Consider the following 13,278-nt stretch of genomic DNA (forward strand, 5'->3'; position numbering starts at 1 on the left):
GTTTGTTGTTGGCGCGATGATGGGCAGTTTGGCTGCCGCCCGCAAGCGCTGTAGCCGTGACGTCGTCGCCGTGTTTGATCGGAATTGCTACGCCGCGCCGATCAGGATGCCGACCGCGAGCACGATCGCGCCGCCGAGCACGATCTGGAACACCGCCTGCAGGAACGGCGTGTCCATGTAGCGCGCGCGGATGAAGGCGATCGCCCACAATTCGAAGAACACCACGATCCCGGCGATCGCGGTCGCGATCCAGAATGCGTTCGGCCAGGCGTCGGGCACCAGATAGGGAATGGTGTGGCCGAGCCCGCCGAGCGTCGTCATCAAGCCGCAGGTCAGGCCGCGCAGCCAGGGCGAGCCGCGCCCGGTCAGCGAGCCGTCGTCGGACAGCGCCTCGGCAAAGCCCATGCTGATACCGGCGCCGATCGAAGCGGCAAGTCCGACCAGGAATGTTTGCCAGTTATGATGCGTGGCGAAAGCGGCGGCGAACAGCGGCGCCAGGGTCGAGACCGAGCCGTCCATCAATCCGGCAAGGCCCGGCTGCACATATTGCAGCACGAACATCCGCCGACGCGTGCGGTCTTCCTCCGCGCGCACGTCGGGCTTGAGGATCTCGCCGGTCAGCTTCACCGCGAGCTTCTCGTGGCCCTTCTCCTCCTCGGCGAGATCGCCGAGCAGGCGGCGCACGCCGACATCCTCGGCCTTCTCGGCGGCTTTGGCATAGAAGCGCTCGGCCTCCAATTCCATGGTCTCGACTTCCTTGCGGATGGTGTCGAGCGGCAGATTCTTGGTGAGCCAGATCGGGCGCCGGCGCAAAAAGCCTTTGACGTCCTCGCGCCGGATCGGCGGCAGATGCGCCCCGAAGCGCTGCTCGTAGGTTTCCAGCAGCCGGTGGCGATGGCCGCGTTCCTCATCGGCCATCTCCTCGAAAATCTTGGCGGTGTCGGGATAGCGCTCGGCGAGATCCTCCGCGAACGTCATGTAGATGCGGCTGTCCTCCTCCTCGGAGGCGATCGCGACCGCCAGCACCTCGCGCTCGGTCAGATCGGCAAAGTTCTTCACGGCAACGCCTTCTTCACGGAGTTTAGAATTAGAATAGTTCTAAACTATAAAGTTGCACTGGCGCCGGGTCAAATCCGGATCGGCCGGGTTCGCTGCCGCAGCACCGGCAAGCCGCGCGGGTTGGGCGAAGAAAACGCGTGAGATCAACGGGATGCGATGCGACGGCCGAACGGGCGCTTAGCGCTGCGCGCCCGCCTCTCGCAGGAATGTGAGCAGAAGCCGGCTCACCTCATCGGGCTGTTCCTGCTGCACCCAATGGCCGGCGCCGTCGACCAGATGGCAGCCGATCATGTTGGTGCAGGCTTTCGTCCGCATCGCCTCGAACACGCCGGGCCGCTGGTAGGTGCCCCAATCCTGCTTGCCGGAAATGAAGGCCGACGGCTGGTCGATCGTGCGGCCGCTCCAGGTCTGCAGTTCCGGGACGAACGCGCCCGAAGTGCCGCAGCGATACCACTGCAGCCCGCCCTGGAATCCCGTGCGCTGATATTCGCTGCTGTAATAGGCGAGCTCGCTATCCGGCAGCCATGTGTTGGCGGCGATCGCCTCGCGTGACGGCATCTCCTCGGCGACGGTCGCGGCCATGTCCTTGGCGAGATCCATCACGTAATAGGTCGGCAGTTTTGCCAGTTCGCCCGCCGACCAGGATTGCAGCGGATACGGCTTGTTGTCTTTCCAGTCCGCGCTCTTGTGGTGGTAATAGGCGCGCAGGAAGTCGTGCACGCCTTGCGGCGCGCGATGCATGTCGTCATTGGCCGGACGCGTCGAATAGTACCATTGGTAATGCTTGCGCGGCCGCGGCAACGCGGCGAGCTCGCGATGCACGGGGTCTTCGGTCGCGGGCTTTGCCGGCGCGCTCGCGGTGTTGAACGGCAGCGACGGCGGCCCCGAAAACGGCGCGCTCATCATCACGACCGCACGGAACACGTCGGGCCGGATCAGCGCGCACCACGCCGCGACCGACGAACCGAAATCATGCCCGATCACGGCATCGACGTGCTTGTAGCCGAACGCCGCAACCAGCCCGAGCGCGTCGCGCACCAGATTGGGCAGGCGGAATGACGCGAGGTCGCCGTCATAATCCGCGCTCCAGCCTGACGTGCGGCCATAGCCGCGCTGGTCCGGTGCGATGACGTGATAGCCGGCATCGGCGAGCTTCGGCATCACCTTGCGCCAGGAAAACGCCAGCTCCGGAAAGCCGTGCAGCAGCAACAGGCAGGGCCGGCCGGATGTTTCAAAGCCCGCTTCCAGCACGTGCATGCGCAGGCCGTTGATCCCGTCGACATAACGCGAGCGGATGGTGGAGGGGAGCGGAACGTCGGGGAGGGCTTCCATTGTGCAGATCACCTGTTGGGCATCGCCGCAGAACCAGCGCATTTCACTGTATGCTGACGGTCATTGTTGAACGATAGCAATATTGCCCAGGGGATGCATACCGCATGCGCCACGCGAAGATTGCAGAGCAGCCCGGCTGGACGTCGCTTCTGGGTCTCATGATTGTGGCCGCAAGCCTGCTGCTGATCTCGGCGGTGCGTGCCGCCGATATCAAGCAGCTGACCGAAAAGCTGCCGCACGCTTATATCGGCGAATTCCTGTGGGACGGCGACAACACGGTGCAGAACATCGTCATCACTTTCGACAAGGTGAAGGCCTTGAACGAGCAGAACGCGGAAGCGCTCGGCTGCGGTTCATACGAGGTCGGCCGTCGCGTGACCAAGATCGGCGTGCAGATGTTCATCCGGCTGTCCGATCTCGAGGTCGAGATATTCGAACGGTCCCCTGACGGCAACGGGGCGTTCGAAACCGACGGCAGCCATCGCGGCAAGCTGTCGGAGGATTTTCAGCAGATCGATGCGCAGTGGACCACCACAGCGACAGGCAAACACGGCCAGCTGCATCTGCGTGCCGTGGTGTCTGCTGCGTGTGAGCCAGCGGCGGAGTTGTAGGAGTGGGTCAGCAGCGCCGGCGGGCTGGGCTGCGTGCGCTCTTCATCCTCCCCTGGAGGGGCCTCCAGGGGAGGGTGAAGCGCGGCTATGCCTTGACTGGAGCCTTCGGCCAATAGCGGTCGCGCAAATGCCGCTTCACCAGTTTTCCGGTCGGCGTACGCGGCAGCTCCTGCTCGAAGTCGATGCTCTTGGGGCATTTGATCGGCGACAGATGTTGCCGGCAGAACGCGATCAGCTCGGCCTCGAGGTCCTTGCCGGCCCTGGTGATGTCGTGCGGCTGCACCACGGCCTTGACCTCTTCGCCCATCTCCTCGTTCGGCACGCCGAACACCGCGACGTCGGACACCGCGGGATGCGTGATCAGCACGTCCTCGGTCTCCTGCGGGTAGATGTTCACGCCGCCGGAGATGATCATGTAGCTCTTGCGGTCGGTGAGATAGAGGAAGCCCTCTTCGTCGAGGTAGCCGACATCGCCGAGCGTCGACCAGCCCTTGGCGTTGTAGGCCTTCTTCGTCTTCTCGGGATCGTTGTGATAGGAGAACGCCGGGGCGTCGGCAAAAAAGACCTGACCGATCTGGCCGGTCGGCGCCTCCTCGTCGTTCTCGTCGAGGATCTTGACCTTGCCGACCACCGCGCGGCCGACCGTGCCGCGGTGGGTGAGCCATTGCTGCGAGGTCGAGACCGTGACGCCGTTGCCTTCGGAGCCGGCGTAATACTCGATCAGGATCGGTCCCCACCACTCGATCATCTTGGCCTTGACGTCGACCGGGCAGGGCGCCGCGGCGTGGATCGCGCCCTTCAGCGAGGAGACCTTGTAGCGGCTCCGCACTTCGTCGGGCAGCTTCAGCATGCGCACGAACATGGTCGGCACCAGCTGCGACTGCGTCACCTTGTGCTTCTCGACCTGCTTCAGAAATTCCTCGGCGTCGAAATGCTCCATGATGACGGAGGTGCCCCCTAACACGGTCGCCATCATGTTGAAGCGCAGCGGGGCCGCGTGATAGAGCGGCGCCGGCGACAGATAGATGCTGTCGGCATTCATGCCGCACATATCGGCGGTGAGAATCCGCAGGAACGGGTTCGGCACGTCGATCCGGTTGCCTTCGAACTCCTTCTTGATGCCCTTGGGCCGGCCGGTGGTGCCAGAGGAATACAGCATGTCATAGCCCGCGACCTCGTCGGCAACCGGCGTGGTCGGCTGCGCGCCGGCCTCCTTGTCATAGGAGCGGAAGCCCGGGGCGGGCTCGTCCATCATGTAGAACAGCGGCTCGCCCGCCTCGCCCTTGATCAGGCCCTTCACCTTGTCGGCGCATTGCGGGGTGGTGATGAACACCTTCGCGCCGCAGTCCTTGATGATGTAGGCGATCTCTTCTTCCGTCAGGTAGCGGCTGATCGCCGTGTAATAGAGACCCGAGCGCTGCGCGGCCCAGCAGATCTCCATGAAGGCGAGGCGGTTTTCCATCAGCAGCGCGATGTGGTCGCCGGCCTTCAGACCGAGCGAGCGGAACAGATGCGCGCCCTGGTTCGAGAGCTCGTCGAGCTCGCGATAGGTGATGGCCTTGCCGCTACCCGCCATCTGGTAGGCGATCTTGTTCGGATGGGTACGCGCGTGGATCGACGGATGGGTCATTGTGTTTCCTCAGGGCATCAAAAGTGGTCGTCCCCGCGAACGCGGGGACCCATAACCACCAATTTTTCTTGTTGGACTGAGTTGTGGCCCCAGCCGCGCCTAACCACGGGCATTTGTGGTTATGGGTCCCTGCTTTCGCAGGGACGACACCTATTGCGTGGAGGCTGCGTGCCTCGTTTCTCGCGACGTTACAATCGCTCGACAATCGTGACGTTGGCCATGCCGCCGCCTTCGCACATGGTCTGCAGGCCGTAGCGCTTGTTGCGCTGCTTGAGGGCATGCAGCAGCGTCGTCATCAGCTTGGTGCCGCTGCCGCCGAGCGGATGGCCGAGCGCGATCGCGCCACCATTGACGTTGAGCCGGGCCGGATCGGCGCCGGTGGTCTTCAGCCACGCGGTCGGCACCGAAGCGAAGGCCTCGTTGACCTCGAAGAGGTCAATGTCGTCGATCTTCATGCCGGCCTTCTGCAGCGCGCGCTGGGTTGCCGGCAGCGGCGCTTCCAGCATGATCACGGGGTCGCCGCCCATCATCGTGAGGTGATGGATGCGTGCCATCGGCTTGACGCCGAGCGCCTTCAGGCCCTTCTCGTTGACGACCATGACGCCGGAGGCGCCGTCGCAGATCTGGCTGGCGCTCGCCGCGGTCAGCTTGCCGTTTTCGGCGATCAGCTTGACGCCCTTGATACCGTCGAGGCTGGCGTCGAAGCGAATGCCTTCGTCGATGTGATGGGTGTCGGTCGAGCCGTCGGCGCGGGTGATCTTGACCGGCACGATCTCGTCCTTGAAGTGGCCGGCCTGCGTGGCCGCGATCGCGCGCTGATGGCTGTTATAGGAGTATTCGTCGAGCTCATCCTTCGACAGGCCGTACTTCTCGGCCATCATCTCCGCACCGGTGAACTGGCTGAAGACGATGTTGGGATACTTCGCCTCGATGCCCGGGCTCTTGTAGTGGCCGAAGCCGTTCTTTGCGGGCAGCGAAGAGGCGAGGCCCATCGGCACGCGGGTCATCGATTCCACGCCGGCGGCGATCACGCAGTCCATCGTGCCAGACATCACCGCCTGCGCCGCGAAGTGCAGCGCCTGCTGCGAGGAACCGCACTGGCGGTCGATCGAGGTCGCGGGCACGCTCTCCGGCAGCTTCGAGGCCATCACCGCGTTGCGCGCGATGTTGGTGGACTGCTCGCCGGTCTGCATCACGCAGCCCATGATCACGTCCTCGACCTGCGCGGGGTCGGCACCGGATCGTTCGACCAGCGCATCGAGCACGGTCGCGGCCAGATCGGCCGGATGCCAACCGGCGAGACGCCCTCCCTTGCGGCCGCCCGCGGTGCGAGCGGCGGCGACGATATATGCCTCGGCCATGTCTGATCTACCTGATGTTTCCGGATTGGGCGGTCTGAAAGTTGGGCCGGATTTAAGGGGCGGCTCAGCATTTAGTCAATCAATCAATTAACTCTTGAGTGCGGCCCCGCCATGGGCTTATGTGCGGCCTCGATTTACCGTCGAACCCTGACACTGAGCGGGACCAGAGCGCAGTTGAATACCAGCGTACCGACGAAACTTCCGGCCGGCAAAAACGCCACTGCCGACAAGCTATTGGTCGCAGCCAGCGAGCTGATGATCGAGCGCGCCTCCATCGAGGTCTCGCTGTCCGACATCGCGCAGAAGTCGGGCGTTAACGCCGCCCTGGTGAAATATCATTTCGGCAACAAGGACGGGCTGTTGCTGGCGCTGTTGGCGCGCGACGCCGCCACCGAGATATCGCAGCTCGAATATCTCATCAGCCAGCCGATCACGCCGTCCGCGAAACTGCGGCTGCATATCGGCGGCATCATCCGCGCCTATCACCAGTTCCCCTATATGAACCGGCTGATTCATTATCTCCTGCACGAGAGCTCGCCAGCCGCCGCGAACGAGGTGTCGAAATTCTTCGTCGCGCCGCTGTTGGATTTTCACCGCCGGCTGCTCGCAGAAGGGATCAAGGCCGGCGAATTCCGCAAGATCGATCCGGTGCTGTTCTACACCAGCCTGATCGGCGCCTGCGATCATCTGTTCTTCGGCCGCCACGCGATGTCGCGCGCGGTCGGCGTCGGTCCGGTCACCGACGAGGTCTGCCGCGACTACATCAAGCATATGGAAGCCTTGATCTTCGGCGGCGTGCTCAATCCCGACAAGGAAACGGCAGCGGTTGGCGCCGGATAACAAGTTCGAAGTCTAGAGAAGAAACGCCCAAGGAAAGGTTGTATCCATGCAGTTGAAAGACGTTGCCGTTCTCATCACCGGCGGTGGCTCCGGCCTTGGTGCCGCAACCGCGCGCGCCATGGCCGCCAAGGGCGCCAAGATCGGCGTGATCGACCAGAACAAGGAAAATGCCGAGAAGGTCGCCGCCGAAGTCAAGGGCGTTGCGCTGCATGCCGACGTCACCGACGAGGACGCGATCAAGGCGGCGATCGCCAAGGCCGAGGCCGCGCACGGCATCGCGCGCGTGCTGATGAACTGCGCCGGCATCGGCGGCTCGCAGCGCATCGTCGGCAAGGACGGCGTCTATCCGCTGGCGAAGTTCGTCCGCATCATCAACGTCAATTTGATCGGCACCTTCAACGTGCTGCGGCTGTTCGCCGAGCGGCTGGCGACCGAAGCCCCGATCGGCGAGGAGCGCGGCGTCGCGATCAACACCGCATCGGTCGCGGCCTATGAAGGCCAGATCGGCCAGATCGCCTATTCCGCCTCGAAGGGCGGCGTCGTCGGCCTCACGCTGCCGGCCGCACGTGACCTCGCCAGCCTGAAGATCCGCGTCAACACCATCGCGCCGGGCCTGTTCCTGACGCCGCTGCTGATGGGTCTGAACGAGGAAGCGCGCAAGAGTCTCGGCGCCCAGGTGCCGCATCCGGCCCGCCTCGGCGATGCCTCGGAGTACGGCAACCTCGCCGTCCACATCGTCGAGAACCCGATGCTCAACGGCGAAACCATCCGCCTCGACGGCGCCATCCGCATGGCGCCGCGCTAACGGCGAATTCCGCCTCTTACCCTCCCCCCTTGCGGGGGAGGGCGGCAGCGAAGGCTGCCGGGAGAGGGGTTCTCTCCGCGGCCACCCCTCTCCGAAGCGAGCACGTGGCACCGCCGCGCTTGCCCTCTCCCGCAAGGGGAGAGGGCGCAATAACAGGCACCGCATCCGCAAATGCAGGAGTAACGCGTGTCTCAGCCGCTGCTGATCGAACATCACGACGGAACAGATTGGGTCACGCTCAATCGCCCGGAAAGCCTCAACGCACTCGATCCTTCGCTGATCGACGCGCTCAACGTCTATTTCCAGGGCCTGCAGCGCAATCGCGACACCCGCGTCGTGGTGCTGAAGGGCGCCGGTGCGAATTTTTGCGCCGGGCTCGATCTCAAGCACGCGATGGCGCGCCGCGGCGGGCAGGCCGAGCCGCCCGGCGTCACGGAGTCGCTGGACTCGCAGCGCCGCATTGCCGACATCGTGATGCTGATGCGGCGCGCTCCGCAGCCGATCATCGCGCTGGTGCAGGGCGCGGCCGCCGGCGGCGGCTTCGCGCTGGCGCTCGCGGCCGACATCCGCATCGCGGCGAAGAACGCGCGGATGAATTGCGCCTTCATCAAGCTCGGTCTCGGCGGCTGCGATATCGGCACCAGCTATTTCCTGCCGCGCCTCGTCGGCGTGTCGGTTGCTTCCGAACTGATCCTGACCGGGCGATTCATCCATGCCGACCGCGCGCTTGCGGTCGGCCTGGTGTCCGAGGTGGTCGAGGCCGGCGATCTCGATGCTGCGGCCAATCCTTATGTCGAGGCGATGATGACGGCCTCGCCGGTCGGTCTCCGCCTCTCGAAGGAGTGCATCAACATGAGCGTCGATGCCGGCTCGATCGAGGCCGTGATTGCGATGGAAGATCGCAATCAGGTGCTGTGCAGCCGCTCGGAAGATTTCCAGGAAGGCATCAGGGCCTTTCTCGAGAAACGAAAGCCTGTCTATATCAGGCGCTGAGAACAGATCCTCTAAAGGACAAGAATTCCGGGAGACGCAAAATGGATGGAGACGCGGCGATGCTGACGAAACCTGCCTTTCGCAAGGTGGATTGGCTCGCACGTGACATCGCGGTCGAGCGGCGCGGTGACGGTACCGTCGTCCTGAAGTCGCGGATTCCGCTCCAGGCCTACGAGACGCATATTCCGGCCTATCTCGCCAAATGGGCGGCGCAGGCGCCGGAGCGGATCTGGCTCGCGCAACGCGGCGGTCCCGACCGGCAGTGGCGCAAGGTCTCCTATGGTGTAGCCAAGCGCACTGTCGATGCGCTGACGCAAGGCCTGCTCGATCTCGGCGTTGGCGACGGCCGGCCCGTCGCGATCCTCTCTGGCAATTCGATCGAGCACGCGCTGATGACGCAGGCTGCGATGCAGGCGCGGCTGCCGGCCGCGCCGGTGTCGCCGGCCTATTCGCTGATGAGCCAGGATCATCTCAAGCTCAAATACCTGTTCAACCTGATCAAGCCAGCCGTCGTGATGGTGCAGGACGGCCCGACCTTCGAGAAGGCGCTGAAGGCGATCGATCTCACCGGCATCACGGTCGTCCACGTCCTGCGTCCCTGCGAGGGCATCAAGAGTGTGGCCTTTGCTGACCTCGCGGCAACGAAGGTGACGGCTGACGTCGACGCGTCCATCGCGAAGATCACGCCTGACACCACGGGCAAGCTGCTGTTCACCTCGGGCTCGACCGGCATGCCCAAGGCCGTCATCAACACCCAGGAGATGATGTGCGCCAATGCGGCGATGATGATGCAGGTGCGCCCGCGTGAAACGGAGGGACCGATCCCGACGGTGCTCGACTGGATGCCGTGGAATCACACCATGGGCGGCAACGCCGCGTTCAATCCGGTGCTGGTCGACGGCGGCACGCTCTATATCGACGACGGCCGGCCGATGCCGGGCCAGCTCGAGGAGACCATCAGGAACCTGCGCGAGGTGTCGCCGACCTATTACGCCAACGTGCCGGCCGGCTATGCCGCGCTCGCCGCCGCGATGGAGAAGGACGCGGCGCTGTGCGCGAGCTTCTTCAAGAACCTCTCGATCATGGCCTATGGCGGCGCCCGGCTGCCCGACGATCTCTATGACCGTATGCAGGCGCTGGCGGTGAAGACCACGGGCGAGCGGATCGTGTTCTACACCGGCTGGGGCTCGACCGAGACCGCGCCGACCTCGACCGGCACCTATTGGGACACCGAGCGTGTCGGCCTGATCGGCCTGCCGTTCCCCGGCGTCGAGCTGAAGATGGTGCCGTGCGGCTCGAAATACGAATTGCGGCTGCGCGGCGTCAACGTCACGCCCGGCTATTTCGGCCAGCCGGACCTCACGGCGAAGATGTTCGACGAGGAAGGCTTCTACTGCATCGGCGATGCCGGCGTGTTCGTGAACTCCGACGACCCGCTGCAGGGCATCATCTTTGCCGGCCGCGTGGTCGAGGATTTCAAGCTGACCACCGGAACGTTCGTGCATGTCGGCTCGCTGCGCACCGATGCAATCGCTGCCGCGACGCCGGTCGTGCACGACGCGCTGGTCGCGGGGCAGGACCGGGAGTTCATCGGCCTGTTGTGCTGGCCGAACCTGCATGCCTGTCGCCAGCTCGTCGGCAATGCGGACGCGAGCTATGAGGACGTGATCCGGCATCCCGAGGTGGTCGCGTGCCTGAAGAAGGGTTTGCAGGCGCACAACGCTTCCACCACCGGCAGCAGCATGCGCATCGCGCGTGCGATGCTGATGGTCGAGCCGCCGTCGATCGACGGCAACGAACTCACCGACAAGGGCTACATCAACCAGCGCGCCGGCCTCGAACGCCGCGCCGCGCTGGTGGAGAAGCTGTATGCCGGCAAGCCCGGCGACGACGTGATCATCTTGAACTGATCCTACGAAAGCAAACGCGTCATTCCGGGGCACGCGAAGCGTGAACCCGGAATCCAGAGGTTCCTTACGTCGAGATTCCGGGTTCGATGCTGCGCATCGCCCCGGAATGACAGCAAGAAAAAGGTAAGTGCCATGAATTTCGATTTCTCCGACGAACAGAAGCAGATGCGCGATGAGGCGCGGAAATTCCTCAGCGAACAGTGCCCGCCGAAAGCCGTGCGCGAGGTGCTCGACGGCAAGGCGGCTTACGACAAGGCGCTGTGGAAGGGCCTCGCCGAGATGGGCTTCCTCGGCGTTGCGATTCCGGAACAGTTCGGCGGCGCGGGTGCCGGCCATCTCGAGCTCTGCGTGATCGCGGAGGAAATGGGCCGCGCGCTGGCGCCGGTGCCGTTCTCCTCCACGGTCTATCTCGCCGCCGAAGCGATCCTGATCGCAGGCAGTGACGCGCAGAAGCAGAAGTGGCTGCCTAAGATCGCCGCGGGCGAAGCCATCGGCACGCTGGCGCTGTTCGAGGGCAAGGGCAACCCGTCGCCGAAGGCGATCAACGTGACGGCCAATGGCGGCGTGCTCAACGGCGTCAAGAAGCCTGTGCCGGATGGTGCGATCGCCGATTTCGTCGTGGTCGCCGCGCGCACCGGCTCGAGCGGACGCGAGTCCGACATCTCGTTGTTCATCGTTGACCTCAAGGGCAGCGATGTCGAGGTCAAGTCGCTGACCAACATCGACCTCACCCGCGGTCAGGCCGAGATCACCTTCAAGGACGCCAAGGCCGAGCCGCTCGGCGCCACCGGCGAAGGCTGGAGCGTGATCACCCAGGTGCTGGATCGCGCCGCCGTGCTGATGGCGTTCGAGCAGGTCGGCGGCGCCGACCGCGCGCTGGAGATGGGCCGCGACTATGCACTCGACCGTATCGCGTTCGGCCGTCCGATCGGCTCGTTCCAGGCAGTCAAGCACATGCTGGCCGATATGTATGTGTCGGCGACCCTGGCGCGCTCGAATTGCTACTACGGCGCCTGGGCGCTCTCGACCAATGCCGGCGAATTGCCGGAAGCCGCCGCCGCCGCACGCATCAGCGCGACGCAGGCGTTCCAGCACTGCGCCAAGAACAATATCCAGGTCCATGGCGGCATGGGCTTCACCTGGGAGTTCGACTGCCACATGTACTATCGCCGCGCCAATGCGGTGGCGCTCGGCCTCGGCAGCCCGTCCTATTGGGAAGACGCGCTGATCGATCGCATGCGCAAGAAGAACGCGGCGTAACGCTACGATTCGTCATTCCGGGGCGCGCGTTGCGCGAACCCGGAATCCAGAGGTTGGGAATCGAGATTCCGGGTTCGATGCTCCGCATCGCCCCGGAATGACGGAAAGAAAGCCACCATGAATTTCGACGACACCCCGCAGGAGGCCGCATTCCGCGCCGAGGCGAAAGCCTGGATCGCGGCCAATGCGCCCAAGCAATACGAGGACGAGCTGCGCAAGGCCTCGCTCGGCCGCGTTGCGCTCAAGGGCGCCAACATTCTCGAGGTCGCAAAGGCCTGGCAGAAGAAAAAGGCCGATGCCGGCTGGGCCTGCCTGCACTGGCCGAAGGAGTATGGCGGCCGCGGCGCCACCCCGATCGAGCGCGTGATCTGGCAGCAGGAGGAGGGGCCGTTCGGCCGCCTCAGCTCGATGTTCATCATCGGCCACGGCATGTGCGGCCCGACCATGATGGCGTTCGCCGGCGAGGAGCAGAAGCGCAACTATCTGCCGCCGCTCGCCTCCGGCGAGAAAATCTGGTGCCAGCTGTTCTCCGAGCCGGCCGGCGGCTCCGACGTCGCCGGCCTGCGCACCCGCGCCGAGAAGCACGGCGACGAATGGGTGATCAACGGCCAGAAGATCTGGACCTCAGGCGCGCATTATTCCGACTACGGCATCTTGCTCACCCGCACCGATCCGACCGTGCCCAAGCACAAGGGCCTCACCATGTTCTTCCTGGACATGAAGAGCCCGGGCGTTGAGGTCCGGCCGATCAAGCAGGCGAGCGGCGCCTCCGACTTCAACGAGGTCTATTTCACCGACGTGCGCATTCCGGACTCGCAGCGGCTCGGCAATGTCAATGACGGCTGGAACGTGTCGCTGACGACGCTGATGAATGAGCGGATGTCGATCGGCGCCGGCGTCGCCACCGGCTTCCCCGAGCTGTTCGACTATTGCGGCAGCCTGATGCTGGAGGATGGCCCCGCGATCGAGAATCGCGCGGTGCGCTCCAAACTTGCGAACTGGGCGGTGAAGGCGAGCGGGCTGAAATACACCAGCATGCGCGCGGTCTCGGCGCTGTCGAAGGGCGAGCGTCCGGGACCGGAGAATTCGATCGGCAAGCTGGTCGCCGGTTCGATGATCCAGGACGTCGCGACCTACGCGCTCGACCTGCAGGGCGCCGCGGGTGCCTTGAGCGGACCCGAGGATGCCGAGGTCGCCGGCAAATTCCAGGCGATGCTGCTGCGTGCGCCGGGCACCCGCGTCGAGGGCGGCACCGACGAGATCATGCGCAACATCATCGCCGAGCGCGTGCTGGGCCTGCCCGGCGACATCAGGGTCGACAAGGACGTTCCCTTCAACAAGATCCCGACCAAGGGAAGAGCGTAACCGTCGTTCCGGGGCGGCGCGAAGCGGCGAACCCGGAACCTCGAGCCGCACCACTCATCTCCAGATTCCGGGTTCGCGCTGTGCGCGCCCCGGAATGACAAGAAAAAGGAGC

At 64.5% G+C, this 13,278-nt stretch carries 11 protein-coding genes; 7 read left to right on the top strand and 4 right to left on the bottom strand.

All coding sequences use genetic code 11. The annotated features are described in order from the left end of the window. Nucleotides 1–87 precede the first annotated feature (87 nt). Nucleotides 88–1,059 carry an iron exporter MbfA gene (gene mbfA, locus IF803_RS14180; protein ID WP_028339122.1) on the bottom strand — a complete coding sequence of 324 codons (972 nt, stop codon included), beginning with the start codon at nucleotides 1,057–1,059 and terminating at the stop codon, nucleotides 88–90. Nucleotides 1,060–1,236: 177 nt separating this feature from the next. Further along, entirely contained in the window at nucleotides 1,237–2,391 is a 1,155-nt protein-coding gene (locus tag IF803_RS14185; protein WP_461192547.1) for an alpha/beta fold hydrolase, read from the bottom strand. 104 nt (nucleotides 2,392–2,495) lie between these two features. Between IF803_RS14185 and IF803_RS14190 the strand changes: the two genes are divergently transcribed. Next, on the top strand, nucleotides 2,496–3,002 hold the full coding sequence (locus IF803_RS14190; RefSeq protein WP_411780874.1) for a hypothetical protein: 507 nt from the start codon (nucleotides 2,496–2,498) through the stop codon (nucleotides 3,000–3,002). A gap of 85 nt (nucleotides 3,003–3,087) precedes the next feature. On the opposite strand, the gene IF803_RS14195 is transcribed toward IF803_RS14190, so the two are convergent. Further along, entirely contained in the window at nucleotides 3,088–4,632 is a 1,545-nt protein-coding gene (locus IF803_RS14195; protein WP_461192548.1) for an acyl-CoA synthetase, read from the bottom strand. 188 nt (nucleotides 4,633–4,820) lie between these two features. Next, nucleotides 4,821–5,993, bottom strand: coding sequence for an acetyl-CoA C-acetyltransferase (locus IF803_RS14200; protein WP_097677133.1), 1,173 nt, complete (start codon nucleotides 5,991–5,993; stop codon nucleotides 4,821–4,823). A gap of 111 nt (nucleotides 5,994–6,104) precedes the next feature. Here IF803_RS14200 and IF803_RS14205 point away from each other — a divergent pair, with 111 nt between their 5' ends. From IF803_RS14205 to IF803_RS14230, 6 genes are all read left to right on the top strand, one after another. After that, on the top strand, nucleotides 6,105–6,833 hold the full coding sequence (locus IF803_RS14205; RefSeq protein ID WP_461192549.1) for a TetR family transcriptional regulator: 729 nt from the start codon (nucleotides 6,105–6,107) through the stop codon (nucleotides 6,831–6,833). 46 nt (nucleotides 6,834–6,879) lie between these two features. Next, nucleotides 6,880–7,638 carry an SDR family NAD(P)-dependent oxidoreductase gene (locus IF803_RS14210; RefSeq protein ID WP_016847447.1) on the top strand — a complete coding sequence of 253 codons (759 nt, stop codon included), beginning with the start codon at nucleotides 6,880–6,882 and terminating at the stop codon, nucleotides 7,636–7,638. A gap of 186 nt (nucleotides 7,639–7,824) precedes the next feature. Continuing rightward, complete coding sequence (locus IF803_RS14215) at nucleotides 7,825–8,631, top strand: enoyl-CoA hydratase/isomerase family protein (RefSeq protein ID WP_461192550.1); 807 nt, start codon at nucleotides 7,825–7,827, stop codon at nucleotides 8,629–8,631. 41 nt (nucleotides 8,632–8,672) lie between these two features. Next, complete coding sequence (locus IF803_RS14220) at nucleotides 8,673–10,541, top strand: AMP-binding protein (RefSeq protein ID WP_461192551.1); 1,869 nt, start codon at nucleotides 8,673–8,675, stop codon at nucleotides 10,539–10,541. 132 nt (nucleotides 10,542–10,673) lie between these two features. After that, nucleotides 10,674–11,801, top strand: coding sequence for an acyl-CoA dehydrogenase family protein (locus IF803_RS14225; RefSeq protein ID WP_461192552.1), 1,128 nt, complete (start codon nucleotides 10,674–10,676; stop codon nucleotides 11,799–11,801). A 117-nt stretch (nucleotides 11,802–11,918) separates the two neighbouring features. Next, nucleotides 11,919–13,166, top strand: a complete 1,248-nt coding sequence (locus tag IF803_RS14230) for an acyl-CoA dehydrogenase (protein WP_304497559.1) — start codon at nucleotides 11,919–11,921, stop codon at nucleotides 13,164–13,166. The last annotated feature ends 112 nt before the right edge of the window (nucleotides 13,167–13,278 follow it).

The organism is Bradyrhizobium sp. UFLA06-06 (assembly GCF_054820065.1).